This window comes from Shewanella sp. CG12_big_fil_rev_8_21_14_0_65_47_15, assembly GCF_002783505.1.
Taxonomy (GTDB): Bacteria; Pseudomonadota; Gammaproteobacteria; order Enterobacterales; family Shewanellaceae; genus Shewanella.
This window is the reverse complement of sequence record NZ_PFGL01000044.1, coordinates 87776-114192: the sequence shown is the minus strand read 5'-3', so window position 1 is coordinate 114192 and position 26417 is coordinate 87776. Positions and strand designations below refer to the sequence as shown.

22 protein-coding genes, 8 tRNA genes and 1 pseudogene are annotated in these 26417 nt (G+C 47.3%); 21 read left to right on the top strand and 10 right to left on the bottom strand.

What is annotated here, in order from left to right; genetic code table 11:
- The first annotated feature begins 127 nt into the window (after positions 1–127).
- Both COW15_RS11965 and COW15_RS11960 read left to right on the top strand, forming a co-directional pair.
- Positions 128–703 (top strand): DUF4440 domain-containing protein, encoded by a 576-nt coding sequence (locus COW15_RS11965; RefSeq protein ID WP_293632779.1) that lies wholly within the window; start codon positions 128–130, stop codon positions 701–703.
- A gap of 43 nt (positions 704–746) precedes the next feature.
- On the top strand, positions 747–1244 hold the full coding sequence (locus tag COW15_RS11960) for a YchJ family protein (protein WP_293632778.1): 498 nt from the start codon (positions 747–749) through the stop codon (positions 1242–1244).
- A gap of 62 nt (positions 1245–1306) precedes the next feature.
- Here COW15_RS11960 and COW15_RS11955 read toward each other — a convergent pair whose 3' ends face one another.
- The 3 genes from COW15_RS11955 to COW15_RS11945 all read right to left on the bottom strand — a co-directional run bounded on the left by COW15_RS11955 (position 1307) and on the right by COW15_RS11945 (position 4710).
- A complete protein-coding gene (locus COW15_RS11955) occupies positions 1307–3490 on the bottom strand; it encodes a GGDEF domain-containing phosphodiesterase (RefSeq protein WP_293632777.1) in 2184 nt (727 codons plus the stop codon).
- Positions 3491–3743: 253 nt separating this feature from the next.
- Complete coding sequence (locus COW15_RS11950) at positions 3744–4031, bottom strand: DUF406 family protein (RefSeq protein ID WP_293632776.1); 288 nt, start codon at positions 4029–4031, stop codon at positions 3744–3746.
- Between the two features lie 190 nt (positions 4032–4221).
- Positions 4222–4710, bottom strand: coding sequence for a VC2046/SO_2500 family protein (locus COW15_RS11945; RefSeq protein ID WP_293632775.1), 489 nt, complete (start codon positions 4708–4710; stop codon positions 4222–4224).
- Positions 4711–4835: 125 nt separating this feature from the next.
- Here COW15_RS11945 and COW15_RS11940 point away from each other — a divergent pair.
- From COW15_RS11940 to COW15_RS11930, 3 genes are all read left to right on the top strand, one after another.
- A tRNA-Tyr gene (locus COW15_RS11940) sits at positions 4836–4920 on the top strand.
- A 40-nt stretch (positions 4921–4960) separates the two neighbouring features.
- Positions 4961–5045 (top strand) — tRNA-Tyr (locus COW15_RS11935).
- 107 nt (positions 5046–5152) lie between these two features.
- Positions 5153–5237 (top strand) — tRNA-Tyr (locus COW15_RS11930).
- Between the two features lie 260 nt (positions 5238–5497).
- Here the strand turns inward: COW15_RS11930 and queE are convergent.
- The gene (gene queE / locus COW15_RS11925; protein ID WP_293632774.1) at positions 5498–6166 is read right to left on the bottom strand and encodes a 7-carboxy-7-deazaguanine synthase QueE; all 669 of its coding nucleotides are present in this window, start codon (positions 6164–6166) and stop codon (positions 5498–5500) included.
- 175 nt (positions 6167–6341) lie between these two features.
- Here queE and queC point away from each other — a divergent pair, with 175 nt between their 5' ends.
- The gene (gene queC / locus COW15_RS11920; protein ID WP_293632773.1) at positions 6342–7091 is read left to right on the top strand and encodes a 7-cyano-7-deazaguanine synthase QueC; all 750 of its coding nucleotides are present in this window, start codon (positions 6342–6344) and stop codon (positions 7089–7091) included.
- On the top strand, positions 7088–7684 hold the full coding sequence (rrtA, locus tag COW15_RS11915) for a rhombosortase (RefSeq protein ID WP_293632772.1): 597 nt from the start codon (positions 7088–7090) through the stop codon (positions 7682–7684). Before queC ends, rrtA begins: the two co-directional genes overlap by 4 nt.
- Positions 7685–7761: 77 nt before the next feature.
- Here the strand turns inward: rrtA and uvrB are convergent, their stop codons facing one another.
- Positions 7762–9768: an excinuclease ABC subunit UvrB gene (uvrB, locus tag COW15_RS11910; protein ID WP_293632771.1), complete on the bottom strand. Its 2007-nt coding sequence runs from the start codon at positions 9766–9768 to the stop codon at positions 7762–7764.
- A 1009-nt stretch (positions 9769–10777) separates the two neighbouring features.
- On the opposite strand from uvrB, the gene COW15_RS11905 reads away from it, so the two are divergent.
- The 13 genes from COW15_RS11905 (at position 10778) to nth (ending at position 20184) form a co-directional block, all read left to right on the top strand.
- Positions 10778–10853 (top strand) — tRNA-Asn (locus COW15_RS11905).
- A 52-nt stretch (positions 10854–10905) separates the two neighbouring features.
- A tRNA-Asn gene (locus COW15_RS11900) sits at positions 10906–10981 on the top strand.
- 30 nt (positions 10982–11011) lie between these two features.
- Positions 11012–11087 (top strand) — tRNA-Asn (locus COW15_RS11895).
- A 52-nt stretch (positions 11088–11139) separates the two neighbouring features.
- Positions 11140–11215, top strand: a tRNA-Asn gene (locus COW15_RS11890).
- 51 nt (positions 11216–11266) lie between these two features.
- Positions 11267–11342: transfer RNA gene (locus COW15_RS11885), tRNA-Asn, on the top strand.
- A 213-nt stretch (positions 11343–11555) separates the two neighbouring features.
- Positions 11556–13460, top strand: coding sequence for a GGDEF domain-containing protein (locus COW15_RS11880; RefSeq protein ID WP_293632770.1), 1905 nt, complete (start codon positions 11556–11558; stop codon positions 13458–13460).
- 125 nt (positions 13461–13585) lie between these two features.
- Positions 13586–14164, top strand: a complete 579-nt coding sequence (rsxA, locus tag COW15_RS11875; protein ID WP_037458575.1) for an electron transport complex subunit RsxA — start codon at positions 13586–13588, stop codon at positions 14162–14164.
- A 1-nt stretch (position 14165) separates the two neighbouring features.
- On the top strand, positions 14166–14747 hold the full coding sequence (gene rsxB, locus COW15_RS11870) for an electron transport complex subunit RsxB (RefSeq protein WP_293632769.1): 582 nt from the start codon (positions 14166–14168) through the stop codon (positions 14745–14747).
- A 3-nt stretch (positions 14748–14750) separates the two neighbouring features.
- Entirely contained in the window at positions 14751–16958 is a 2208-nt protein-coding gene (rsxC, locus tag COW15_RS11865) for an electron transport complex subunit RsxC (protein ID WP_293632768.1), read from the top strand.
- A 65-nt stretch (positions 16959–17023) separates the two neighbouring features.
- Entirely contained in the window at positions 17024–18070 is a 1047-nt protein-coding gene (gene rsxD, locus COW15_RS11860; protein ID WP_293632767.1) for an electron transport complex subunit RsxD, read from the top strand.
- Between the two features lie 43 nt (positions 18071–18113).
- A complete protein-coding gene (rsxG, locus tag COW15_RS11855) occupies positions 18114–18752 on the top strand; it encodes an electron transport complex subunit RsxG (RefSeq protein ID WP_293632766.1) in 639 nt (212 codons plus the stop codon).
- Positions 18745–19443 carry an electron transport complex subunit E gene (locus COW15_RS11850; protein ID WP_293632765.1) on the top strand — a complete coding sequence of 233 codons (699 nt, stop codon included), beginning with the start codon at positions 18745–18747 and terminating at the stop codon, positions 19441–19443. Before rsxG ends, COW15_RS11850 begins: the two co-directional genes overlap by 8 nt.
- Positions 19444–19542: 99 nt before the next feature.
- Positions 19543–20184, top strand: coding sequence for an endonuclease III (nth, locus tag COW15_RS11845; RefSeq protein ID WP_293632764.1), 642 nt, complete (start codon positions 19543–19545; stop codon positions 20182–20184).
- Between the two features lie 171 nt (positions 20185–20355).
- On the opposite strand, the gene COW15_RS11840 is transcribed toward nth, so the two are convergent.
- Together COW15_RS11840 and COW15_RS11835 are read right to left on the bottom strand one after the other, a co-directional pair.
- Positions 20356–20823 carry a hypothetical protein gene (locus COW15_RS11840; RefSeq protein ID WP_293632763.1) on the bottom strand — a complete coding sequence of 156 codons (468 nt, stop codon included), beginning with the start codon at positions 20821–20823 and terminating at the stop codon, positions 20356–20358.
- Positions 20823–21992, bottom strand: a complete 1170-nt coding sequence (locus tag COW15_RS11835) for a PepSY-associated TM helix domain-containing protein (protein ID WP_293632762.1) — start codon at positions 21990–21992, stop codon at positions 20823–20825. The genes COW15_RS11840 and COW15_RS11835 overlap by 1 nt, the downstream gene beginning before the upstream one ends.
- Before the next feature lie 248 nt (positions 21993–22240).
- Between COW15_RS11835 and COW15_RS11830 the strand changes: the two genes are divergently transcribed.
- On the top strand, positions 22241–23170 hold the full coding sequence (locus tag COW15_RS11830) for a hypothetical protein (RefSeq protein WP_293632761.1): 930 nt from the start codon (positions 22241–22243) through the stop codon (positions 23168–23170).
- A 15-nt stretch (positions 23171–23185) separates the two neighbouring features.
- Here COW15_RS11830 and COW15_RS11825 read toward each other — a convergent pair.
- The 3 genes and pseudogenes from COW15_RS11825 to COW15_RS11815 form a co-directional block, all read right to left on the bottom strand.
- Positions 23186–23569 (bottom strand): annotated as a pseudogene (locus COW15_RS11825) (hypothetical protein); the annotation flags it as partial.
- Between the two features lie 244 nt (positions 23570–23813).
- Entirely contained in the window at positions 23814–24968 is a 1155-nt protein-coding gene (locus tag COW15_RS11820; protein ID WP_293632760.1) for an AraC family transcriptional regulator, read from the bottom strand.
- Entirely contained in the window at positions 24968–25933 is a 966-nt protein-coding gene (locus COW15_RS11815) for a GGDEF domain-containing protein (protein WP_363700256.1), read from the bottom strand. Before COW15_RS11815 ends, COW15_RS11820 begins: the two co-directional genes overlap by 1 nt.
- Positions 25934–26417 lie beyond the last annotated feature (484 nt).

Genomic DNA, 26417 nt, shown 5'->3' with positions numbered 1-26417 from the left:
TCCTTCCACTACTTTAGTATTACCGCACATTTTTAGTGCAGAAACACACTTTGTAAACATTCAACACTTTAGTTCAGTGGGCGCCTCCATTATAGTGGCGCCATGATTGCTTGATTAGAATAATGTAATGAGATTTTTGCTGCTAGCCCTGATATGCCTATTGTCGACCCCAAGTTTCGCCAATCCAGCTAAATTCAAAACGACTGCAACGGCGGATCAACTGATCAATGCCAATTATTCACTCTTTACTCAGGCATTTACCGAACTCTCCCCAGAAGTCACTGGCGAAATTTACACTGAGGATGCCAGTTATCTCTCTGAAAGCCAAAGTAAAGAAATCTATTACGGCCGCGATAGCATAGTGGCGATCTATCAAAAGTTTTTCGACAAAATCCGCACTAAGAAAGCACGGATTGATATCGACTTTCGCATACTGAAACGTAAAATGGTCGGCAACAGCGCCATAGATACTGGCTATTATTTAGTACGATTCTACCCCGCCGAAGAGACGGGAGAACCTGTGAGTGAATTTGCTGGCAAATTTGTTATTGGTACCCAAAAAGTGGCTTCGACTCGCTGGAGTGTCACCTTAGATATGAATAACCGTGCAGAGCCTAGCTTCTATCTCAATGCTAAGCCAGTGCCTAACTTATACTATGGTCGTCAGTTCTCTCCTTTGCCTGACAGCAAAAAAACAAAATAGCCGAACTCCATTATTTTATAGCTAATTTTTAAATTTTATACCTATGGCTTCAGATATTATCTGCCCCTGCGGCAGTGCAAAACACTATCAAGATTGCTGTAAACCACTGCATATCCATGTGGATTGTGGGGAGCGGATAGCGGATTCACCCGAGCAGCTTATGCGTTCGCGTTACTGCGCGTTTGTGTTGAAAAATTTTGATTACATTATTAAGACTCACCATCCCGAGTTTCTGGGGGATCTGACCCTAGCAGGCCTTCAGAGTGGGCCCCATCCCCACTGGCTTGGGCTCGATGTACTCGGTGCAAGCGAACAACTGAGCATCACAGGGCACAGGGAGGGGACAGTAACCTTTAAGGCTTGGTACAAGCTCGAGGGTGAGATAGATGCTATCTATGAATGCTCGGAGTTTGTCCATCAGCAGGGGCGCTGGTATTACACCCAGGGCAGGCAGATGAGGACTACATTACCCGGCAGAAATGATCCCTGTATTTGCCATAGCGGTAAAAAGTTTAAGCAATGTTGCCTTAAGACGCTTTAAAAACGTCTATAGCTTTGAATCGGGTTATCACACACAGTATTAGGCTGTATTGGAACGGACAATTAGTGCGTTACCATAGGTGTGTTTTGCGCCGACAATAAAAACTGGGCAAATTCAGGCTCTCGTAGTGCAGGACTATACAAATAACCCTGTGCTTGATGGCAGAAACTCTTCGCCAAAAAGTCTTCCTGCTCTGAGGTTTCAACCCCCTCTGCCGTTAACGAAATATTCAGTGCACTCGCCATAGCGATAATCGCAGACACAATTTCACGGCTCTCACGGCTTATCGTCAGATCGGAGATAAAGGAACGATCGATTTTCAACTTGCTGATCGGGAACTGTTTTAAGTAACGCATCGAACTGTAGCCAGTGCCAAAATCATCGATAGCCAACCCAACCCCTAACTCGGCTAACTCTTGACACAAAATAGTTGCATGGCGAATATCGCCCATTAACTCGGTTTCAGTTATTTCGAGGATCAAGGTTTTGGGCTTCAAGCGATAGCGAGTCAGCAACTGCCACACCTGTTCGTACAAATTGCCACTGAAGAATTGCCGTGCAGACACATTCACATGCATGCTCAAATCGGGATTATGGTGCTGCCAAAGGTTTAACTGCCGACAAGCGGCCTCAAGCACCCAGCTACCAATCGCATTGATCATCCCCGATTGTTCGGCGATATCAATAAAGGCACCGGGGTAAAGTACCCCTTTCTTCGGATGATGCCAACGGATCAACGCCTCGGCACCTATGTAGGTTTGCTGCTCAAGATCCCTTAGGGGTTGATAATAGAGTTCAAACTGCCGCCCACGTATGGCACTGTGCAGATCGCGCTCAATTTGTGCATCTTCCTTAAAAGCACTGAGTAATGTGCTGTTAAATACTTGAATTGCGGTGCCCTTTTTCTTTTTCGCATATTGCACGGCAATATCTGCACAGGTCAAAGGCGCGAATAAATTGGCAACAGAGGCGATATCGACCACGGCTAAGGCGGGTTTAGGCTCTATTTGCTCACGACCGATCAGTATAGGCATGGCTAAATGTTGATATAAACGTGTACTAAAATAGTCGAGATCATAGACGGCGTGGCTGTCCGTCAGTAACACAGCAAATTCATCGCTCCCTACTCGAGCAATTTCAGTGGCTTTATTGACCTCAGAAAAATGTTTTAAGCGCCGTCCAATTTCAATTAATAGACTGTCACCATTCTCATGGCCGTAGGTATCGTTAAAACGCTTAAATCCAACCAGATCGACGAGGAGTAACAGTCCCTGCGTCGTGCGCTCTAGCACCCGATTGAAATGACTACGATTATGGAGTCCCGTCAAGCTGCAGCGCCACGCTAAACGCTCGAGTTCCGCCTTATAATTGTGTTCATCGGTACTTTCTTCCCCCGACACTAAGGCGTAATGGTTGCCGCGGTCGGTGATAAACTGGCTGACAACAAATTTAAGCCAATAACGGCTGCCGTCGACACGGCTAAATTGCACTTCACCCTTGGCCTGCTCCCCACGGTAAATTTGTGCAAGGGTGTGCTCGGCCAGTTCACTATGTTGCTTGAATAACGCGAGTTCCCGCAGATTCGAACCAATGCTCTTATCCCGCAAAACGCCGGTAATATCCGCGTGGGCTTGGTTTACATACTCGACCTTTTCCGTATGCAGATTGATCAACATACTCATTTGCCGCGATTGCTCGGTTGCACAGCGAAACAGACTAAGGCGCTCTTCTTTATCGTAGGTATATTTAGTGGCTAAGGTGAGGGCTAATTGATCGGCCATTTGGCAAGCGAGGTGGATTTCACTATCGTGCCAATGGTGGGTCAACTGGGCGCGTTCGATGCAGAGTACGCCTTCAAGGTGGCCATTTATGCGGATCCCAACATCGAGGCTAGAGAGCACTTGCCTTGGTTCAAAATAAACCCCAGTCAACTCACTTAAGCGCGGGTCGACTAAGGTATTACCCGCATCGATATGACGGTGGTTTTTGAGTTCCTGCAGATAACGGGGACAATCCTTGAGCAATTGAGGTCTATGTACCTCTTGCAGCATCATAGATCCAAATTGCGCCACCAAAGATTGGCTCAGTTGATCGGCGGAAAACAGCCATACCGACACCAAGGAAACCGTTAAATTCTGACACAATAACTCTGTCGCTAACTCTGCGGTCTTAGCAAAATCGCCCTGCTGTTTAGCCGCCGAATGTACTAAAGACTCCAATAAATGCTGATGTTGACGTCGCTTCACGCTGATCCCTACAAAACTTCGTGTTGGGTAACTACTGTACTGCTGCGACTAATGCACTCTATCGGGGGTAGCGCATTAATTGAGCCAATATGTGCTTATTTTTTGTCGAAGCAGATTACACTATCTTCGTTCAACACAGCAATATCGAGCATATTTAATTACAAATTAAATCACTATTGCACCAGAGCGATATGCTCAAACAACCTGAAAATACGAGTTTCAGAGCACCTTAGGTTGTTTGGGTATTAAGCAACTACAGACTATTTTCTAATTGAAAAATCATTTTTTCGGCACTGACATCAAAGGTTAACTGTAAACTCACGCCAGAATCTGTCGGCACAGTCTTTGCTAGGGTTTGACTAAAACGCGCCTTAGCTCGATCGCTCATTGCATCGGCATCGGCCTGCGCATTAGCCCCGTTAAACTGCAATTCTAACAGGGTATCGTGTTCATCGATGACGGCGCCAATATCGACAAAGCTGCCGCAATCTGTGCATGTGTCATTCACTGTGTGGGCCTGGGCCGCAATAATACCTTTCATTGAACATTCCTCTCTTGAGCCGTCGTGTAAACGCTACTTATCCATTTGGAGGATAAAGCCTGCGAGCGTGGGATAATTTGCCCACTATTATAGGCAATCCAAACTGGACAGACTCAGGTTTAGCTCACGCTTGTCAGATGCATTATGTTAATAAATGTCACTAATGGCGATTTTAGGGTGACTTTGCCCCTTAAGCTGTGGCTAATAGGGGAACTAAATTGCGCTGGATCGCTAATTGATCGGCAAAATGCATAATGTCAATTTTAGGGGAGGTGAGTTGCCCACGTTGGCGTAATTGAGTGGTCAAGTCGCAGTTACTAAGCACTTCGGCCATTGCCATCGACTCACCACCACGGATAACCAACGCCTCTGGGCATATCGCCTGTTGTAATTGAAATGCCCTCGCCCCTGCTTGATTAAAAAGCGGGCTATTATCGACTATCGGTTCGCCTAGGGATAAGTCCACCAATAAGGGATGTTTGGGCGGTAGTTCGAACTGACGTTGTAATTTTTGTGCACTATCAAGTTCTTTTTGCCATTGAAACTGCGCCATGTCCCGAGCGTCAGCCGACAATAAGGACAACAACAGGGCAAATTCTCCTCGCCTGTTGTGTTCTATCGCCGCATTTAAGCGGGTGCCGATTTGGGCTTCGTTGACTAAAGGAACATCAATATGCATAAAAAAACATCATTAAAACAATTCGTTGTTAGTTAATCGACCAGTTGAGACATAACTTTAGGAAAATTTTTATCTTGGCCCTTTACATGCAAAAGGTTTCTGACTACTATGGCGGCCGCAATTGAGGAGGGGTTCCCGAGTGGCCAAAGGGATCAGACTGTAAATCTGACGGCTCAGCCTTCGAAGGTTCGAATCCTTCTCCCTCCACCATTTGCACTGAAGTAAGCACGACAACGATTGAGATATTCGTGGAGGGGTTCCCGAGTGGCCAAAGGGATCAGACTGTAAATCTGACGGCTCAGCCTTCGAAGGTTCGAATCCTTCTCCCTCCACCATCTTATCCCAATCGTCATATGTGGCTTTGTTCGTAGTGATATGAGTTAAATCTGCAGTAAACTTAAACACGGCCAAATGTTTAAGCGTTTGTAAAAGAAAGTTTTGTGGAGGGGTTCCCGAGTGGCCAAAGGGATCAGACTGTAAATCTGACGGCTCAGCCTTCGAAGGTTCGAATCCTTCTCCCTCCACCATTTCTTAGTCCATTGCTTACCTTAGTGTAACTATATTTTCGTCTTTAGTTTTTCCTCTAGCTTCATTCTATACTAGCCTCACTTTACATTGCCAAGCACGGTAGCAGTCAACATAGCCAAGCTTTCGCTATCACTTTCAAATACTGTTTAATGCTCCCATGCCCTATCGCATCAATATTTGTTCCAAGAGATTAAACATAACAAAAACGCCCCATATTTGTATGGGGCGTTTTGTATAAATCCAGACTAACGCTTTGATATTAGTCGATATTTAAATACTTATGGGTTTGGATAGATAAGCGCCAATTGCGGGCGATACAGATCTTCATCGCCAGTGCCGTAGCTCTGGGCTTTTGGCTAATCGGTTGTAGGCAGATGGTCTTGGATGAAATATCGATATCTTTCAATAGTTCATCTAGTTCATCTAAATGTTTTTCGGTGGCGATAGGATGCTTAATTTCATTGGCGCGATTAAGGGCCTGGGTCAAAACTTGATAACCGCCCTTCATATTCACCTTAGGTGAAACCGTGACCCAAGTGCTATCGTCGCAGAGCACTTCAAAGGTGCCGCTGGTTTCAATTTGGGTGGCAAAGCCTTGGCTGTGCAAGGTTTCGGTTAAGTCGCGTAAATCGTACATACAAGGCTCGCCGCCGGTGATCACTATATGGCGCGCGGTAAAGCCTTTAGCCTTAAAGGCCGCGATAAGGCTCTGGGCGCTGTGATTTGCCCAGCGGCCAACGGTACCATCCACGCTAATCACTTGCTCTGGCGCGACATTATTGGCCTCAAGGACATCCCAAGTCTGTTTAGTATCGCACCAAGCGCATCCCACGGGGCAACCTTGTAGGCGCACAAATAGGGCGGGCACTCCGGTAAAGACACCTTCACCTTGAATGGTTTCAAAGACTTCGTTGACGGGATAGTTCATGCTGGCGTTCCATTTTTCTGGGGCGGCATTTATAGAGGATTTTAAGCCAAGCTGCAAGTTTTTACACTGACAACTCAGGCGTTGTGCTAGGAGCAAAGAGTTTTCAAGGCCTAATGCCTGAGTTACACTAGCGGCCTCTTTTTTTGTGTTCAGTTCAGTGAACGGTGATCGGTTTATGGCAAACAAATTAGGCGCAAACGCGTTAGGGTCAACAGCTAGGGTTTCAAAGGCTGTCGTAGTCTTCAGTGGTGGACAAGATTCAACCACTTGTCTTATTCAGGCCCTCACCCAGTACGATGAAGTCCACGGGATCACCTTCGACTATGGTCAACGTCATCGCGAAGAGATTGAAGTCGCAAAATCCCTCGCAAAACGTCTAAACATCACCAGCCATAAAGTGATGGATGTGAGTTTACTCAATGAGTTAGCTATATCTGCCCTCACCCGCGATGCGATCCCCGTTTCACACGAATTAATGGAAAATGGCCTGCCTAATACTTTTGTGCCCGGGCGTAATATTCTGTTTTTAACCCTAGCAGGCATTTATGCCTATCAGTTAGGTGCGGATGCCATTATCACTGGCGTGTGCGAAACCGACTTTTCTGGCTATCCAGACTGTCGCAACGATTTTGTCAAAGCCATGGAATCGGCCCTAGTACAAGGGATGGACAAAAAACTCCAGATAGTTACCCCACTGATGTGGCTTAATAAGGCACAAACCTGGGCACTGGCGGATAAATATCAACAGCTCGATCTCGTGCGTCATCATACCCTCACCTGCTATAACGGCGTGATTGGCGATGGTTGCGGCGATTGCCCTGCCTGTCATCTTCGCAAACGTGGATTAGATGACTATCTACAGAATAAAGCGGCGGTTATGGCTTCGCTTGCGCAAGCCAGTGAAAAAGCCGAGCCACAAGCGTGAAACTTGGCCCCTACTGGGTAGCATTGGTCGTCAGTTTGCTCTGTGGAGGCTTGTACTTCGCAGGGCTGGCTACGCCTTCTATCGATGAACTATTGCCCTATCGACGCAGTGCCATTGCAGATGGTCAATGGTGGCGACTCGTTACCGGGAACCTACTGCATACCAACCATTGGCACCTCTTGATGAACCTTGCAGGACTGTGGGTGGTGCTATTTTTGCACCATTTTCATTATCATCTCAAAGGCTTAAGTGCACTATTTTTCGTGTTATGTTTGCTTGAGGGTATAGGCTTGTATTTAAGCTATCCGCAATTGCTCGGCTATGTCGGCTTAAGCGGTATGTTGCATGGCTTGTTCGCCTACGGCGCAGTGCAGGATATTGTTCGTAAGCTGCGCTCAGGCTATCTGCTGCTCGTTGGCGTTATCATCAAGGTCGGTTACGAACAGCTTTATGGTGCCAGCAGTGATGTCACCGCCATGATAGGTGCGCGCGTAGCAACCGAGGCGCATCTGGTCGGCTTACTCTGCGGACTGATTTGCGCTTTAGTGATGTTTATCAAGCTAAAAATGAGCCCATCAAAAATCTCTGCTTAACCCAAGTCAAAATATTAAAAAAGCCGTCGCAGCAAGATTGCTGGACGGCTTTTTTAATGCTGAGCACAAGAATCAATCTAGGCTTTGATCAACAGCTCCCGCAGGTGCTTGACTTCATCACGCATTGCCGCCGCTTGTTCAAACTCTAAGTTGCGCGCATGTTCATGCATCTTCTTCTCAAGCTGATCGATTTGATGGCTCAACTCAGCCGCATCGGCTCTATGGTAATGAGACTTAGGCTCAGCCACTTTGCCATAAACCGTATTACTATCACGACCATCGTCGACATCCATCACATCGGTGATCCGTTTCACCACACCTTTAGGCACAATGCCGTGTTTCAAGTTATGGGCACGCTGCCTTTCACGGCGACGTTCCGTTTCACCCATCGCCTTTGCCATAGAATTAGTGATGCGATCCGCATAGAGGATCACTTTGCCATTCACATTTCGAGCGGCGCGGCCAATGGTCTGAATGAGCGAACGCTCGGAGCGCAGGAAACCTTCCTTATCGGCATCCAAAATACACACTAAGGAGACCTCTGGCATGTCTAAGCCCTCACGCAGCAGGTTAATTCCAACCAGCACATCGAACTTACCTAAACGCAGATCGCGGATGATCTCGACCCGCTCGACCGTATCGATATCCGAGTGCAAATAACGTACTTTTACCCCGTGCTCGTCTAGATATTCGGTCAAATCCTCCGACATTCGTTTGGTTAACGTCGTGACTAATACCCGCTCATTGACGGCGACACGTTTAGCGACCTCCGATAATAAATCATCGACTTGTATGCCAACGGGCCTCACTTCCAATTCGGGATCTAACAGACCTGTCGGCCGAACGACTTGCTCAACAATCTCGCCGCCGCTCTTTTCAAGCTCGTAGGGATTAGGGGTGGCAGACACATAGATGGTCTGCGGCATCAACTGCTCAAACTCTTCAAACTTCAGTGGCCGATTATCCAGCGCCGACGGTAAGCGGAAACCGTATTCCACGAGCGTGGTTTTACGGGAACGGTCGCCTTTATACATAGCGCCGATTTGCGGCACTGTGACGTGGGATTCATCGATGATCAGTAAACCATCGGCGGGCAAATAATCCAGTAGTGTTGGCGGCCCTTCGCCCGGGGCACGGCCCGACAGATAACGGGAGTAGTTTTCGATGCCGGAACAATAACCCAGCTCGACCATCATCTCCACATCATATTGCACCCGTTCATGGATCCGCTGCGCTTCAATTAACTTATTGTTATCGAGTAGATACTGTTTACGCTCGCGCAGTTCTTCTTTAATGAACTCAGTGGCGGCGATGATTTTCTCCCGCGGGGTCACATAGTGAGTCTTAGGATAAACCGTCGTGCGGGCAATGCGTTTGATGATCTGCCCCGTCAGGGGATCAAATTCACTTAAACGCTCGATTTCCTCGTCAAATAACTCGACGCGAATAGCATAGCGATCGGAGTCTGCTGGGAAAATATCAATCACTTCACCACGGACACGGAAAGTACCGCGCTGCAATTCAATATCGTTGCGCGTATATTGCAGTTCACTCAACCGCTTCAGAATATCCCGCTGCCCCATGGTATCGCCTTGGCGCAGATGCAGGAGCATTTTGAGGTAAGAATCGGGATCACCCAAACCGTAGATGGCCGAGACAGAAGCGATCAGTACCACATCTTTACGTTCTAGCAGTGCCTTAGTTGCCGAGAGCCGCATCTGCTCAATATGGGCATTCACAGAGGCATCTTTTTCAATAAAGGTATTAGAAGCGGGTACATAGGCTTCAGGCTGGTAATAGTCGTAGTAAGAGACAAAGTACTCCACCGCATTATGGGGGAAGAATTCCTTCATCTCGCCATAAAGCTGTGCTGCAAGGGTTTTATTCGGCGCCATGATAATGGTTGGCCGCCCCAATTTGGCAATCACATTCGCAATGGTGAAGGTTTTACCCGACCCCGTGACCCCGAGCAAGGTTTGGCAGGCGAGTCCTGACTCTAGACCATCGATTAATTTCGCGATAGCTGTGGGCTGATCACCCGCAGGGGCAAATTGTGATTCAAGCTGAAAAACAGATTCTGACACTCGTACATATCCTTGTGGTTAGTCGTCCCCATTCTAATCAAGTCGCCCGTTAAGCTCCAGCAGTTATCGGCGCAATATACCAATACCGGCTCCCGATACCGTCACAAGATGACAATTTTATGGCTGAAAAATGAAATTTTTTGACCACACCTTTTTGAGGCCGAAATTGGCTAAAAAACACCCTAAAACGCAATGGAAATGGCAATTTAATACACAAGAGTGGGCTTTTACTCTATTACAAAATTGCAACCTGACGGAAGACCAAATAAAATAGCGGTTGCATTTGGTATAACATTGGATTTATTGAGTTTATTTTTTTGTCGCCAAAATAGTGCAATTTAAGTCCATCGCCCATACTGCAAGGCTTTGACGCCTGTTTTAAAGCACAACCCACAGGGTTATCCACAGATTTTGTTGATAAGTCAAAATAACCTAGGATCCATGCGGGATAGAGCACTACCCTCTCCCTAAATAACACCAAAACAACATTTGGTAATTTAATTACATTTGATAAATGTTGCTACTTGTCTCCATAGCCCTTAGATCAAAAACAGTGTAGTTCACGAGGGCTCGTTAGGATGGGCTGCGCCTTGTAAGAGTGCTAGCTCCTAATTAGAGTGCGAGATCCTAAATGCTATAACGATCACAGTGATGCACTAACGACACAGCCTCCTTGTTTAAGGGTTGTATAAAAAGGAGGAACCGTTTCACTCTCTGCTAGAACCAAGAACCTATTCTCGACTCTTGCAGTGCAGGGTTCTAGCCGAGCGAAGGCCGCTCTGTTTTTACCCCTCCTCAAACCCAGCAAATAATCCCAGCAAGAAACGCTATCTTGCGAAAAGTTAAGTTATTTCTTCATCAATATGATGATTTCTACACCACGATGCACATTAGATGAGCACTTAACAGCATAATTACACTTTTTTTAGTAACTCGAGTTGACTCATCCCACAGAGCGTTTTACTATGCGCTCCGTTCTCAACGAGTCGATACGACTGTGTGAAACGATTCCCCTGTAGTTCAGTCGGTAGAACGGCGGACTGTTAATCCGTATGTCACTGGTTCAAGTCCAGTCAGGGGAGCCATTTTCAGCGAGTGTATCAATGCGTAGGAACAAGCAGTAAGAGTAACAACGATTCCCCTGTAGTTCAGTCGGTAGAACGGCGGACTGTTAATCCGTATGTCACTGGTTCAAGTCCAGTCAGGGGAGCCACTTACTATTTCACTGCCGCGTTAAAATGATTCCCCTGTAGTTCAGTCGGTAGAACGGCGGACTGTTAATCCGTATGTCACTGGTTCAAGTCCAGTCAGGGGAGCCACTTTAAAGCAATCATGTGTTATTAAAGTCGATAGCGATATCGCACCCTCTACTCCCCTGTAGTTCAGTCGGTAGAACGGCGGACTGTTAATCCGTATGTCACTGGTTCAAGTCCAGTCAGGGGAGCCATTTTAAGTCAAGCATGTGTTTAAAAGTCGATAATCATATCGCACCCTCTACTCCCCTGTAGTTCAGTCGGTAGAACGGCGGACTGTTAATCCGTATGTCACTGGTTCAAGTCCAGTCAGGGGAGCCAATCTTTCGCATAATCTCCTACTCCACTCCGTTTTTGACCATTTGGCATTCTCTTTTTAATTTCTGTTTTAAATCAAATACAGTTACACTGTGATCAATTTATTAACCAAAATTCTGAGTATCATCACACAGATAGCCTATTGCAAAGATAGCCTAGTTACATTGCATGGGCTTTGCTGTCTTTATACTCCCATAAGTTGAGAGCGGATTTTTTATGGCCATGTCAAAATCATATCCCGTCTTTTTATTACTGATCTTTTTGGCGCTATTGGGTTGGTTTTATCAGAGCCAGAATAGCCAATTGCAAATCCAGCAACAGCAAGAACTCGATGGCTTCAAAAAACACCTTGGCGGTTTTGCCCAATGGCAAGGCAGTGGCGCAGAGCTGTATCAACTGCTATCGAGTGACTATCGGTTCCAATTTTTTCAATATGTGGATGATACCGATGGCGAGCTTAATCATACCGAGGGCAGCCTCACGGCGAAGGATGACCATCCACTTGCGGGCTTATTCCCCCTTAACTTAGCCCATACCCAAAAAATTGCGACGGGTCGTCTACAGATCAAACTCAGCGCCAATCAAGCCATTGAAGAGGCCATTAATAATACAGAGAAATTGGGGCTAATGCTGCTAGTCGCTTATTTGATTTTGCTCGGCATCTTTGTGGCATTAATGGCGAGGATGAAAGCCACCATTGGTTATGCCGCCCAGTATATTTCCCATCTTCCTGACATGAGTTTTTCCGCCATTGCCACATCCAAACTCTCTGGTGAGATGAGCCCGATAAAGCTGGCGTTAGAAGAGTGTCGCACTCAACTTAAAACGCAATTAGATAAACTCACCCAGGAAAACGAAAAATTGCATCGGGCCGCCTATCAGGATCCTATTACCGGTTTTGGTAGTCGCCCGCGTTTCACCAGTAAATTAGAGAACATTAGTCAGCCCAACGTCCCCCAATTGGGTCTGCTGGCGATGGTAAAGGCCACAGAACTCGCCCATGTCAATCAGTTGCAGGGGCGCACCGCAGGGGATGATTATTTATCTAACGTGGCCAATTGTATTCGTAAGGCCTGTTCGAAATACCCAAATGCCGAATGTTTCCGCGTTTCTAGCGCCGATTTTGCCGTATTCATTCCCGATGTTGTGATTAAGGATGGGTCTAAATTTTTAGAACAACTCAAAATTTTTCTCGATGAATACCAACAGATAATCAAGACTGAGTCCACAGCGCACACAGGTTTAGTTCCCTATCAGCAAGGGGCTAATCCCGTTACCCTACTCACCCTTGCCGATACTGCGGTGAGTATTGCCCAAACCTTGGGGCCAAATAGTTACCACATTCAAGAAAAACTCAATGGTGATGAACATTTTGGCGATGATCGTTGGAAACTGGCAATCCTTGATCTCATCACTCGCCAAGCCTTGAAATTCTACCAACAACCGATCCAGCCCTGCCGCAACGATGTTGAGGTATATCGCGAACTGTTGGCCCGTTTCTATAATAGTGAGGGCAAATTTTTACCGACCACCACAGTGATTGCTATGGCCGAACGCCACGGGTTAAGTACGGAATTAGATAAATTAGTAGTGATCAGCACATTAAAAATGCTTAAGGAAAACCCCACCTTCAGCGGTAATTTTGGCATCAACATGAGTGCGTTTTCAGCCCACCAAGAACTCTTTGTTGGCTGGCTAAAAGATATTTTAGGCAAACATAAATCTATCGCTTCACGTTTGGTATTTGAGATCAACGAGGCGGGTATGCAGGCAAATTTAGGTGCCAGTTTCAAGTTTGTCCGGGAAGTGCACAGTGTAGGCGCTAGGGTCTCCATCGAACGTTTTGGGATGAGCTTTACCTCCTTCAAATTCTTCAACGAGGTGCGCCCTGACTACATTAAGCTCGATGGTAGTTATTCCACCGCCATTGATGAAGATAGCAATAATAAATTTTTCGTTCGTATGATGGTAGATGTCGCAAGGCGTATTGGTATTCGCGTCATAGCGACCAGTGTCGAGCGGCAGGAGGAAAAATTAACCCTCGAAAAACTCTTAGTCGATGGCCTGCAGGGCTATTATATTGCCCAGCCCCAGGCATTAACTATTAGCGACCAAGTTTAATTGTACACTCGGTTAATTCATCGCCAATATTTACAGTAAAGATGGTTAACCCTGCATTCTATATGTTGTTTATACAAACGGAAAAGTCGATAATACGGCCAAGATCCGTTTAGACAAGTATTGAGATGAGTGAATATCTCCTGTTGTTGATCAGCACTGTACTGGTCAACAATTTCGTTTTAGTGAAATTCTTAGGTTTATGTCCTTTCATGGGGGTCTCCAGTAAATTGGAGTCCGCGATTGGTATGTCTATGGCCACCACGTTTGTGTTGACCTTAGCCTCGATACTCAGCTATCTCGTGAATCAATACCTATTACTCCCCTTTGATCTGAGCTATTTACGTACGATGAGTTTTATTTTAGTGATTGCCGTTGTCGTGCAATTTACTGAAATGGTCGTACAAAAAACCAGTGCAACCCTGCACCGTGCACTCGGTATTTATTTGCCACTAATCACCACAAACTGTGCGGTATTGGGTGTAGCCCTGCTTAACGTGAACGAAAAACACGATTTTATTCAATCGGCTATCTACGGTTTTGGTGCGGCGGTTGGCTTCTCTTTAGTGTTAATTCTCTTCTCGGCTATGCGTGAACGCTTAGCCGCCGCGGATGTGCCCTTACCCTTTAAGGGCGGCGCCATTGCCATGATCACCGCGGGCCTGATGTCGCTGGCCTTTATGGGATTTACAGGATTGGTTAAGTAAGATGTCCACCATTGTAATTGCAGTCATATTGTTGACCCTACTGGCCTTGGTCTTTGGGGTGTTACTCGGTTTTGCCGCCCTTAAATTTAAGGTTGAAGGTAATCCCATTGTCGATGAGCTAGAAGCCATTTTGCCACAGACCCAATGCGGCCAATGTGGTTACCCCGGCTGTCGCCCCTACGCTGAAGCCATTGCCAATGGCGATAACATCAATAAATGCCCTCCGGGTGGCACTGCCACCATGGAAAAGCTGGCTAGCCTGATGGGCGTCGATCCCGAGCCGCTCAATGCCGAGGCGCAATCTCAGGTTAAAAAAGTCGCCTACATCCGCGAAGATGAGTGTATTGGCTGCACTAAATGTATTCAGGCTTGCCCCGTGGATGCCATCATAGGTGCGGGCAAATTGATGCATACAGTGCTGACCACTGATTGCACAGGTTGTGATCTCTGCGTTGAACCCTGCCCCGTCGACTGTATTGATATGATCCCTGTGACTCAGAATCTTAAAAATTGGAACTGGCGTTTAAATACGATTCCCGTGACTCTTATCCAAGAGAGCCAGCACGAAGAAAAGAGAGGATAAGCGGTGCTAACTTTATTAGATCAACTCGATAAAGGAACCCTTTGGCGCTCACTCGGCGGTATTCATCCACCCGAAGTCAAATTCCTCTCCAATACGACGCCGATAGGACAGTTACCCTTAGCGCAGGAATATTTAGTGCCTGTGCCACAGGTCGGCGAAAATTGTACACTTGCGGTTAGCGTTGGCGATAAAGTGCGAAAGGGAATGCCATTAACCCAAGGCACGTCTATTTGGCATTTGCCCGTACATGCGCCCACCTCTGGCACTATTATTGCGATTGAACCAAGGGCCAGTAATCATGCCTCGGCCCTGCCCGTCAATACCTGTGTGATCGCCGCCGATGGCAAAGATACCTGGTGCGAGTTAGCCCAGAGTGAGCTTGAAAGCCTTAACGATCAACAGATTATCGAGAAAATCCATGCCTCAGGTATTGCGGGCATGGGCGGCGCCGCGTTTCCGAGCCATATCAAACTCAATCCCGTCAGTGAAATCGATTTAGTGATCATCAACGGTGTCGAGTGCGAGCCCTATATCAGCGCCGATGACAGATTAATGCGCGAATACAGCCAAGATATCCTCGCGGGTATTGGTATTATTTATCGGTTATTAATACCAAAACGCATCGTTATCGCCATCGAAGATAATAAGCCCGAAGCGATTAGCGCCATGCAAGAGGCGGTCAAACACAGTCCAATCCCTGCAGGCACAGTGCGCGTGACGGTTATTCCGACTAAATACCCCTCGGGCGGTGAAAAACAGCTGATTCAGATCATCACCGGCCGTGAAGTCCCCTCGGGCGCCATTCCAGCCAAACTTGGCATAGTTGTGCATAATGTCGGTACCGCCTTTGCTATTCATCAGGCCGTTACCCAAGGTAAGCCACTTATAGAGCGAGTCGTCACAGTCACAGGGCAAAATGTCGGTAAACCCGGTAATTATTGGCTGCCCATAGGTACGCCCGTTGAGCATGTTCTGGCCCAAACCGGATTTAAGGCCGAAGCGGCGCAAAAAGTCATTATTGGCGGGCCTATGATGGGCCATGCACTGCCAACCATCCAAGTGCCGATTTTAAAGGGCACGAACTGCATTTTAGTACCGAGTAGCCAAGAGATTGGCGCGACGCCAGAAGAAAAGGCCTGTATTCGCTGCGGTGAATGCGCCAATGCTTGCCCTGCACTGCTGTTACCCCAGCAACTGTTTTGGCATGCGAAAGCCGAGGAATATGACAAAGCCGCCAGTTACAACCTAAAGGATTGCATTGAATGTGGTTGTTGTAGCTATGTGTGTCCGAGTGATATTCCCTTGGTGGAATACTATCGCATCGCTAAATCCGCGTTGAAACAAGCCGCCGATGAGAAACAACAGGCTGAACGGGCTAAACACCGCTTCGAAGCACGCTTACATCGCCTAGAGGACGAAAAACTCGCCCGCGAAGCGAAAGCCAAAGAAGCCGCCGAGCGTCGACAAGCCACCATGACGGGCACAGATAAAAATGCCGTCGCCGAGGCGATGGCTCGTATCGCCGCGAAAAAAGCCGCCGCGGCGCAGGCATCGGGCGACACGGCAACTGCAACCGCAGCCCTAACCGATGCAGTGCCTAAGGAAAAAGCCGCCGTTGCTGCAGCCATCGCCCGCGCTAAGGCAAAGAAAGCCGCACAGCAGAATGCTAACGCTAGTGAAACGCCCCCCTTGGATGCAAACAACACTGAGGCAAGCCACACTGAACCCAATGTAGTAGGCTCGAACACTGAGGACGATAAAAAAGCCAAAGTCGCCGCAGCTGTTGCCCGTGCTAAAGCCAAGAAAGCGGCCGAGCAGAGTAATATCCTAAGCGAAGATCAAACATCAGAGACTAAAGCAACTACAGCTCAAACTGTGGAGACACCTGCCACAGAGCCTGAACCAAGCACAGCTGCACTGAGTCCTGAGGATGATAAAAAAGCCAGAGTCGCTGCCGCCGTCGCCCGAGCAAAAGCGAAAAAAGCCGCGCAGGCGGACTCAACACTTGCCGTAACAGACACGGATAGCACAGTCGATAACACGCCCGTAGAGGCAGTCACTGCGACTCAAACTGTGGTAGAGGTCAATGCAATACTGCCGGCAGAGGACGCAGACGCGCTAAAAAAAGCTAGGATAGCGGCAGCCGTTGCCAAGGCAAAGGCGAAAAAAGTGGCAAGGGAAGCGGATGCGACGAGTGATTCAAATGAATAGCATAATTTATTTTAAAATCAGCAACTTAAAGATTGGCGACTCAAGATCAGATAAAAGGGATCAGAATGGCGTTTAAAATAGCCTCATCACCCCATGTTACCCGTAATTTGCATACCTCGACGGTTATGCAAAGGGTGATGTTATGTTTACTCCCCGGCCTTGTGGTGCAATGTGCCTTTTTTGGTTGGGGCACACTCGTTCAAGTGCTGCTGGCGATACTTGTGGCCCTAAGTTGCGAGGCCGCGGTGATGAAATTGCGTCATCGCAGCATCAAAGCCAGCCTTAGCGACAATAGCGCTATGCTGACCGCGATGTTAATTGGTGTCGCCATCCCACCGTTGGCACCTTGGTGGATGATAGTGATGGGCACAGCCTTTGCCATTATCATAGTCAAACACCTCTACGGCGGTTTAGGTCATAACCTGTTCAACCCTGCCATGGCAGCGTATGTACTGTTGTTAGTCTCTTTTCCCGTACAAATGACCACTTGGATAGCACCGAGTACCATAGCACTGCATTCACCCAGCCTGCTTGAAAGCCTACAACTGATCTTCAATGTTGGCGCGGTGAATATGGAACAGTTCCGTTTAGGGATCGATGGCATCAGCATGGCAACGCCACTCGATACCCTAAAAACCGATTTATCCATGGGATTAACGAGCACTGAAAGTATGGCCAAGGCCATTTTTGATGGCAGTACTGGCGTGGGTTGGTTCTGGGTAAATTTAACCTATCTCGCCGGCGGTCTAGTGTTGCTTAAACTGAAAGCGATCCGCTGGCATATCAGCACTGGCGTATTGTTCGGATTGTTTGTGGCATCGAGTGTTGGCTTTTTGCTGTCCCCAGACACTCAAGCGAGTCCCCTATTCCATCTGTTTTCCGGTGCAACCATGTTAGCGGCATTCTTTATTGCAACCGATCCCGTTACCGCGGCCACCAGTCCACGCGGACGCCTTATTTTCGGCGCCTTGATTGGAGTATTGGTCTATATCATCCGCACTCAGGGCGGTTACCCTGACGCCTTCGCCTTTGCCGTATTACTGGGGAATCTGTGCGCCCCTTTTATCGACTATTACGTACGGCCTCGTACCTATGGCCATTCTGTCGGTTAAGGGTCACTCTGCGGGCAAGAGAAGCAAGCTTGAGGAAAGAATATTGAACAATCCAATGATTAAAAATGGTTTTTTATTGGCACTGTTTGCCTTGATCTGTACCGGCCTCGTCGCCGTCGTCAATCAACAAACCTTTGACCAAATAAAACAGCAAGAACAGCAGGAATTAATGCGAGTACTGCATCAATTGATCCCCGATGCAATACACGATAATGAACTGACGGCGCAGTGCACTCTGCTACAGGATAAAGAGGCCTTAGGCACAGATGAACCTATGCCTGCGTATATTGCCACCCACAGCGGCAAGCCCGTTGCTATCGCCATGGAAGCCATAGCACCGGATGGCTATAACGGCAATATCAAGCTGATTGTGGGTATTAATACCCAAGGCGAAGTGCTGGGCGTGCGCACGCTTTCCCATCAAGAGACCCCTGGGCTGGGTGACAAAATCGAGTTACGCAAATCCGATTGGGTAACCCAGTTTGTCGGTAAAGTGCTTCAATCTGAAGATGACAAGCAATGGCAAGTGCAAAAAGACGGTGGTGACTTTGATCAATTTACTGGTGCTACTATTACCCCACGCGCCTATGTCAAAGCCGTTAAACGTGCGCTATGGTACTTCAATCAAAATCAAACGCAGATTTTCAGCCAGCCACTAAATTGTGAGGCCAACCATGACTAATTATCGTGATATTGCTTGGCAAGGGCTGTGGAAAAATAACCCCGGCCTAGTGCAGCTATTAGGTTTATGTCCGTTACTTGCCGTCACCGCCACACTCACCAACGCCATTGGACTCGGTGTCGCCACTATGCTAGTGCTGGTTGGCTCGAATATTTTGGTTTCACTGGTGCGTGATTATGTGCCCAAGGAGATCCGTATTCCGGTGTTTGTGATGATCATTGCAGCCCTAGTGACCACAGTACAACTGCTGATCAATGCCTATGCCTACGGCCTGTATTTATCCCTAGGGATCTTTTTGCCTTTGATTGTGACCAACTGCATTATCATCGGCCGAGCCGAAGCCTTTGCCTCCCGTAATAACCCCTTTAGCGCCGCCTTCGATGGCCTGATGATGGGGCTGGGGTTTAGCTTAGTGCTTGCCCTGTTGGGTGCAACGCGGGAAATTCTTGGCCAAGGCACACTGTTTGATGGTGCCGATCAACTACTCGGCCCTTGGGCTAAGTCTTTAACCATGCACGTATGGCAAGTCGATACGCCCTTCCTGCTCGCCATGTTACCTCCGGGCGCCTTTATCATTATGGGTTTATTCATCGCCCTTAAGAATGTGATCGATAAAAAACTGAAAGAACGTCAACCTGAGGCGGCGGTGCAGCCGAGCGTGACACGGGCGCGGATCACTAAGGTCGGTTAACAAACGGATAAACGGGCGCTAAATACTCGCGCCCCATAGCACAATATAAAAAGTGGAGTTAAACCGCAAAAGTAACAACCCACACAGCGCAGGAATCCCATGAACCAAGAAAAACGCATCCAGATCCTCACTCGACTTCGTGAAAACAATCCCAAACCCGAAACCGAGCTGAATTTTTCCAGCCCCTTTGAATTGCTGGTGGCGGTAACATTATCGGCCCAGGCCACGGATGTGAGCGTGAATAAGGCGACGGATAAACTGTTTCCCGTCGCGAATACGGCCCACAGTATCTATGCCCTAGGTGTCGAGGGTTTAAAGGAATACATCAAGACGATTGGCCTGTATAACAACAAGGCCATCAATGTGATCAAAGCCTGTGAGATCTTAATCGAAAAATACAACGGTGAAGTGCCAGAAGACAGAGAAGCCCTCGAATCCCTTCCCGGTGTGGGCCGTAAAACCGCCAATGTGGTGCTCAATACCGCCTTTGGCTGGCCCACTATCGCCGTCGACACTCATATTTTCCGCCTCGCCAATCGCACTAAATTTGCCCCGGGCAAAAACGTGGTCGAAGTGGAAGATCGTATGCTAAAAGTGGTACCCGCCGAATTTAAAGTCGATGTGCACCACTGGTTTATTCTGCATGGTCGTTATACTTGCCTTGCCCGCAAACCCCGCTGTGGCAGCTGTATTATTGAAGATTTATGCGAGTTTAAAGAGAAGGTTTATCCCGAAGAATAAGCTCACAATCAAGGCAATATCGACAGTGTAAGGATGATGCTATATGTCCGCAATCAGTGTGCTCGTGCATAGAATAGACAGCATAATCACGCCAACATCCCCATAAAAATGATCCTCAAGCAACTATTCACTCTTGAGGGTTATTTTGCTGCTTAAGCGATTACTTAAAAATTATTGTGCTAATACAGTCTCGGGCACTGGCCATTGGCTGACCAACCATTCACCCTGCCAATTTTGGATGGATACCCACAAACTGTCCGTTACCGCTAACTTGGCGCCCGTAATCGCATGCACATGCTGGCCATGTTTACTGCCATGCAACACCCCATTTTCACCCGCTTGTAGCCTCTCGAGCGGCAACGCCTCGGGGCCGATATTGGCATAAGCTTGACGGATATGAGCCACATTCCCCTGTTCAAAAATCAACATAAAATCTTTAACATAATCATCATGGTGCTTATAGGGTGCCTTCAAATCTAAGGGCATAGGTGCAATCTTAAACTCACCTAGCTGCTGGCTCGGCCACGCGGGGGGAAATGTCGGGTTTAACGATTGATAGAGAAACACTAAGGGTAAGAGCAAAATCAACCCACTGAGTTTGTACTTATGTTTTAACCAAAACACGGATGATGATGCCATTAGCGAACCTCCCCTATCATATCTGCGGCTAAGTCTTTGGTTTCAGATTGTTTAAAGGCGCGAACATGGCGTAATCCCCACATCATAAAACCGGTAATCGACATGCCAGAAAGGACAAGCCCAAAGAAAAACCAAATAAATTTAGTCCAAATTCCGCCTAAGGTGCCGTAATGCAGCGGATCGGCAATGTGCATTAAGGTTTGCATCCCCGTCATGGTCTCGGGCGATGAAGCGCTGGCAATTTCCCCCGTCCACGGATTGATACTGAGATTATAGGAATATTGGTCGTAAAAAATATGATCGCCGCTACCGCTTAAATGGTACATATCCCGTTGATGCTCAGGCAACATCACATAGCTGGGTTGAAAATCGGGGAAGCGCTGCTTTGCTAAACTTAGTGCCTCGGTAAAGGCGATTTTGGCACTCGGCAATGGCGTAGCACCTTGCGGCAACAGCGGAACTTGTTCGGCGGCAATCATAGGTGCATGGGGTTCGATATCAATATCGGCATGCCAAAAAATCGCTTGGACTAAGTACCATAATCCCGTCGCACTCATAATAGCGATAAACCAGATAGACCACACACCCGACAATTTATGTAAATCGGCGAGTAAAGTCTTTTTCCCCTGCGTGAGTCGCAGTTTAGGGGCAAAAAAACTGCGCCAGAAGCGTTTATAAACCACTAGCCCCGTCACGAGTGAGGCCAACATCAATAGCGACATCACACTCACTAGGTAATAACCTAGGCTATAACCACTCTGCCAAGGGAATAATAACCAACCGTGTAGGGAACGCATAAAGCCAATAAAAGTGAGGCCTTCATTGATCTGCTGGATCTTCCCCGTGTATTGATTTACATAGGCGATCGCATAGGGCTTATCCGCATCCGTAAAGGTAATCGCATTAACCAGATAGGGTTCAAAGGACATCGCCCCCATCACCTGGGCATTAGGATAAGCCTTTTTCACCACCAGCATTAATTCATCGACGGGCTTTGCGGATAATTCGTCCGGATTAAGCGCGCGGGCGGCTGGATTGGTCAGCCAGGTCAACTCATGGCTTAATACCGCAACCGTGCCCGTTAAGCAGATAAAACAGAATAGTAACCAGATAGGCAGTGATACCCAACCGTGCAACATAAACCAAAATCGATTACTCACCTTCGCCATCTGTGATTTTCCCAGCAATTTTATAATTCGCTGAGTGTAAAGGTAATGCGAATTGTTATCAATACGATATCTTGGGAATAATGTTTCAATTAAAATGCAGTTCACAGAAAACAATGATGGGAAGCGATGAACATATAACACCTTTAGCAACAAGGGGATATCTATTACAATAGGACACCACGCACAGCCACTGCGCCCACTTTGTATGCCTAAGGTTGCCTCCTAAGCAACAGTATATTTGATAATTTATGCCAAAAATCCAACAGCATCAGTCCCATACGCACATGCTTAACCACTTATCTAAGCCACAACCTAGGATAGATCTGGCTGAACTCGCGGCACAAATTCGCTTTGAGCGAGTCACTATCATAGGTAATGCACCCGGTGCTTGGCAGCCCGCCGCACTAGGTGCCACATTTATCTTCAATGGGACTCAATATCAGCAAGCACAGGCTAACTTGGAGAGAGCACAGACTCACGCTTCCCAACTGTTCAATATTGCCAATGGTGGCTTTGCCGACTCCCAATATGCCTTTGTGGTACATGGCCATGAACAAGGTCCTTTGCTCGCCAGAGCCTTAACCCAAGTGGCAACGGAACTTACTCCACTGCTTGGTTGTTGGCCCTCATCTGGGCTAACCACCATTGCCTTAATGGTACGACTCGCCAATACAGTGACAGTACAGCGCATGTCCTTACTCCCTAGCCTTCAGCGGCCGGAAGAACTTGCGATTGCTCGCCCTCTACCCTGTATGGTGCATAACTGGTTAGGGGAAAGAAGACTGGCAAAAGCACTGTTTTCGCATCGATTAGCCTGGGATGAATTTACCCTATTACCAGTAGAGGTTCAGACATCCCACACCATAGGCAATGATAACCCCTTTCTCCTATTGGATATCCTGCGGCAAAACCCTGTGGATGCAAAACCCAGTCTCCAAGTCAGGCAGGAGCAGTTGAATGCGCTAGTGGCCCTATCGCAAACGCCCACCAGCACTTGGCTGCATTATGCTCAAGAGACCGACTTAAGCGACTACGAATCCTTATTTTTTAATCACATGCCGGAGATAAAACCAAGCTATTGGTTTTTAATGGATTATGAAGCTTCACAGTATTTAGATAGCATTCGACATCAGTTAGCCTACTGCCAGCAAGTCGCAGACTCGGTACTATTTCCCTAGCGCTATCCCTAAGGGTTCAAAAGCTTTATCGGCGACATAGTGATCAAATGCATGCCAAAACTCATGGGCTAAGGCGCCTGCTCCCGCATTTTTCGCTAAGGCTAATTCCCGCGAAACTGGGGCATAATGGGCCTGCACACCCTTTTGTCCGCCATGACCAAAGGCAAGGCTTAAACTTTGCCGTAATCCTAAGGTTAACGGCGGCAGTTTTAGGATAAAAGCGAGATCGGCCAAAGAATCAAACACTAAATTAGCCGCAATGCGGGACTCTTCCCGCGTCACCCAGCGCCCCACGCGCACATGACTAAAACCAAAGGTTTGTTTGATATCGAGAAATGTCACTTGCTCACCGAAGCGGTAATCAGGGCCATGACGGTGATACTGTTGATGGATTAGCACAATCCGTTAAAATCGCTGGTAAGTAATGCATGAAGGCCATTTTAAGTGAAAGCTGAATGCATTTACAGTCTAGCCCAAATGCCCAGGGATCTTTGGAATATTTATGCCAACATTTGCATAAATAGAAATATAACCCCGGAGATTTTGCTAACGATTATGCAAATTAATGAATACTGATTCAAAAAGTAAATAAATACAGTGAGTTTTTCATCCGTTGGTGAAAAACCACGCTTTAGGGGGCAAACTAGGCTAACCAATAGCGGAAATATGTGGGCAGTTGGCCCGTCCAACGCTTAAATGAACGCCGAAAATTACTGGCATCACTAAAGGATAGAGACGTAGCGATACTGTTAGCATCCTGCTCAGGTTCGGCCAGAAAATACAGCGCCCGAATTAAACGGGTTTCATCGACAAGTTGCCCGTAGCTTAACCCCATCTCACCGAGACGGCGTTTTAATGTCGCAGGACTGACTTCAAGCAGTTGCGCCATCTCGGGTAGGGACAATGTTTTGCGCATCAGTTTTAGGCGAATGCCCGCCGTTAATCCAAGTCGAAACGCCTGCGCAAATAATGCTTGGCGAGCACTCTTAGCCATATTGAGTTGCGACCTTAATGGTGAATGCGGCTGTTGAATATCGTGGTCAAGACAGCTTTCATTATGCGTAAAAGATTGAGCAGCAGGCTTCTGAATATCCCCCCGATACTGAGAACCACCTATATCGACATCATAAAATTGGGAATAAAGCAGACTTTGGCGTGCAAATAGCGAGGGCTGACACAACAGGGTTTTCGCCATAGAGATCCGGCAAAGCGGCGCATCAAAGCTTAAATCCGTGCCGAAATATTTATAGTAATGGGCCAAATTATCCGGCGCGGGATAGGGAAAACTGATACTGCCGCGCCACGCTTGTCCAAGCAATTGTTTACAACACGCCGCGAGTGACGACAGACTTAACTCAATAAAAAACTGCCTATGTCTGTGCATGCCTAAATCGAGGCTTAACAGAAAATGCCACTCATGTTCCCCCTGCCAACGCCAGGTTTGTAGCCAAGGCTGGGTGAGCCAATGATACTTATGCCAGAAATAAATAAGCGCCTTAAGATCCCGCGCGCAAAACATACCCGCCGTAAGTGCACCACTTTGGGACGGTAACCAAAGCTGGCCCAGTAAAAAACTTAAGTCACTACTTGGCCATTGTGCTAATGCGTTATCCAGAAGACGAGCTAACTGTTTGGGGCTGATAAGGTGATCGGGTTTACGAATATCCGTCGCAAAAATGCCCGTCCCCCGGAGTAACTTATCGCAATCAAGCTCCCGTTGTTTAAAGAGTCCCACAAGGCTTGCCACCAGCAATTGGCTATCGATACATTTATCCTGCCAAGTGGCCAGCGCACGCATTAGTTAAGCTCGCTTAGGGCTGATTTATCCAGCGCATTAAAGGAGTTCTGAGCGACCGTTATTGACATTCGTTTTTCTTTTTGCTGTGATATTTTTTGATTCAATAACTGCAGTAATACTGCGGCCTCTTCTTTGGCAGTGAGTTTGCTCTCCTGCTGAGGGAGCACTTTGGGTGAAGGCAGCGTCCACACCACTGTCGCGCTACAATTAAACCCCTTAATCCCTTGCTGCAACTGCTCTGCCATCACGCTAACTAAGGGCGGGATTGCCCCGCGAAGCAAGATAACAAAGCGATCTCCAGCGTAGCGGCAGACCAAATCCTGATTTCGCAAGGTTGAACTTAGCCATAATGCCAACTGAGATAAGAGCCTATCGCCCTCTTCTACTCCTTTAATTTTGTTATATTGATGAAAATTATCGACATCAAGCATTAATAAACCAAATGTTTGATTTTGTGACAATTGTTTTACTAAGTGATGCTCAAAGGCCTTGGCATCATTGAGCAAGGTCAGACTATCGGTTAATTGATGCTCACGGTGAAATTGCTCCCGAGTTTGTAGCTGGCGATTGACCACGGTTTGCTCATCTCGCCATAACCATAAACCGCCAGTAAGCACCAGCAACCCGACTGGCGTGGGCATTTTTTCAAACCAGTTATATATAGGGAGGGTTTTAACAATAAATATCTCATCCAGCAGATCCAAATAGCAACCTAAACAATAGCTTGATAGACCCGCAATTAAGAGATTGGTAACGCGACCAGAAGGCCGTACCGACACTATCACCATCAGCCAGCACATGCCGAGCACAAATAAGGCGCCTTCGGTGGCAACATCGAGCCAATCCACCTCAGCAATGGGTTTAGCCGTGCTGCTCTGCCAGAGATACAGCGGCACAATAAAGATAATAAGCAGGCTTAAGCCGTAGACGCAGGCTAAGCGTAATGATTTTGCAGTGGTTCCCAAAGTACACACCTTGTTGTGTTAAGCCCTAAAGGGGCAAATTCCAGTGAAAATGCTATGGGGGTGCAAGTTAGCGAGCTTTTATGACAAATCCGTGACGCGGCTTACTAATTAGCAATCGTGCCAAACGCATAAAAACCATCTAATCAATTGAATTTAAAACAATAATAAGGCAAATCATAATACTCACCCCCATCCTAGGGCGGCAAATTAGCTCAGGCATTTTTTAAGATCATGATAAACACGCTGATTAACAGAATAAGTCCCACCGATTTGTCCTTAGCTTCGCGCTATCCTTGCGGGCGCTATGTATCAAGCATCTGATTTCAATTTGCATCGACATACATGGCTAAAAATCGATAAGCATTTATAAAAAAAGTATTTTAAGCCATATATCACACCTAATTCACTCTCAAGTCGTCAGATCTTAAGGCTCATTCTTGGCGATTTATCGGATCCATTTTTTGAAGTCATTTTGGCTCATTGC

What these genes read in the sequence shown, in the direction of transcription:
- rsxD (WP_293632767.1), top strand. Translation starts at nt 17,024, where the DNA reads ATGGCGTTTAAAATAGCCTCATCACCCCATGTTACCCGTAATTTGCAT.
- COW15_RS11820 (WP_293632760.1), bottom strand. Translation starts at nt 24,968, where the DNA reads ATGCGTGCGCTGGCCACTTGGCAGGATAAATGTATCGATAGCCAATTG.
- nth (WP_293632764.1), top strand. Translation starts at nt 19,543, where the DNA reads ATGAACCAAGAAAAACGCATCCAGATCCTCACTCGACTTCGTGAAAAC.
- COW15_RS11850 (WP_293632765.1), top strand. Translation starts at nt 18,745, where the DNA reads ATGACTAATTATCGTGATATTGCTTGGCAAGGGCTGTGGAAAAATAAC.
- COW15_RS11960 (WP_293632778.1), top strand. Translation starts at nt 747, where the DNA reads ATGGCTTCAGATATTATCTGCCCCTGCGGCAGTGCAAAACACTATCAA.
- rsxB (WP_293632769.1), top strand. Translation starts at nt 14,166, where the DNA reads ATGTCCACCATTGTAATTGCAGTCATATTGTTGACCCTACTGGCCTTG.
- COW15_RS11835 (WP_293632762.1), bottom strand. Translation starts at nt 21,992, where the DNA reads ATGGCGAAGGTGAGTAATCGATTTTGGTTTATGTTGCACGGTTGGGTA.
- COW15_RS11840 (WP_293632763.1), bottom strand. Translation starts at nt 20,823, where the DNA reads ATGGCATCATCATCCGTGTTTTGGTTAAAACATAAGTACAAACTCAGT.
- rsxA (WP_037458575.1), top strand. Translation starts at nt 13,586, where the DNA reads ATGAGTGAATATCTCCTGTTGTTGATCAGCACTGTACTGGTCAACAAT.
- queE (WP_293632774.1), bottom strand. Translation starts at nt 6,166, where the DNA reads ATGAACTATCCCGTCAACGAAGTCTTTGAAACCATTCAAGGTGAAGGT.
- COW15_RS11965 (WP_293632779.1), top strand. Translation starts at nt 128, where the DNA reads ATGAGATTTTTGCTGCTAGCCCTGATATGCCTATTGTCGACCCCAAGT.
- COW15_RS11830 (WP_293632761.1), top strand. Translation starts at nt 22,241, where the DNA reads ATGCCAAAAATCCAACAGCATCAGTCCCATACGCACATGCTTAACCAC.
- COW15_RS11945 (WP_293632775.1), bottom strand. Translation starts at nt 4,710, where the DNA reads ATGCATATTGATGTTCCTTTAGTCAACGAAGCCCAAATCGGCACCCGC.
- COW15_RS11880 (WP_293632770.1), top strand. Translation starts at nt 11,556, where the DNA reads ATGGCCATGTCAAAATCATATCCCGTCTTTTTATTACTGATCTTTTTG.
- queC (WP_293632773.1), top strand. Translation starts at nt 6,342, where the DNA reads ATGGCAAACAAATTAGGCGCAAACGCGTTAGGGTCAACAGCTAGGGTT.
- COW15_RS11950 (WP_293632776.1), bottom strand. Translation starts at nt 4,031, where the DNA reads ATGAAAGGTATTATTGCGGCCCAGGCCCACACAGTGAATGACACATGC.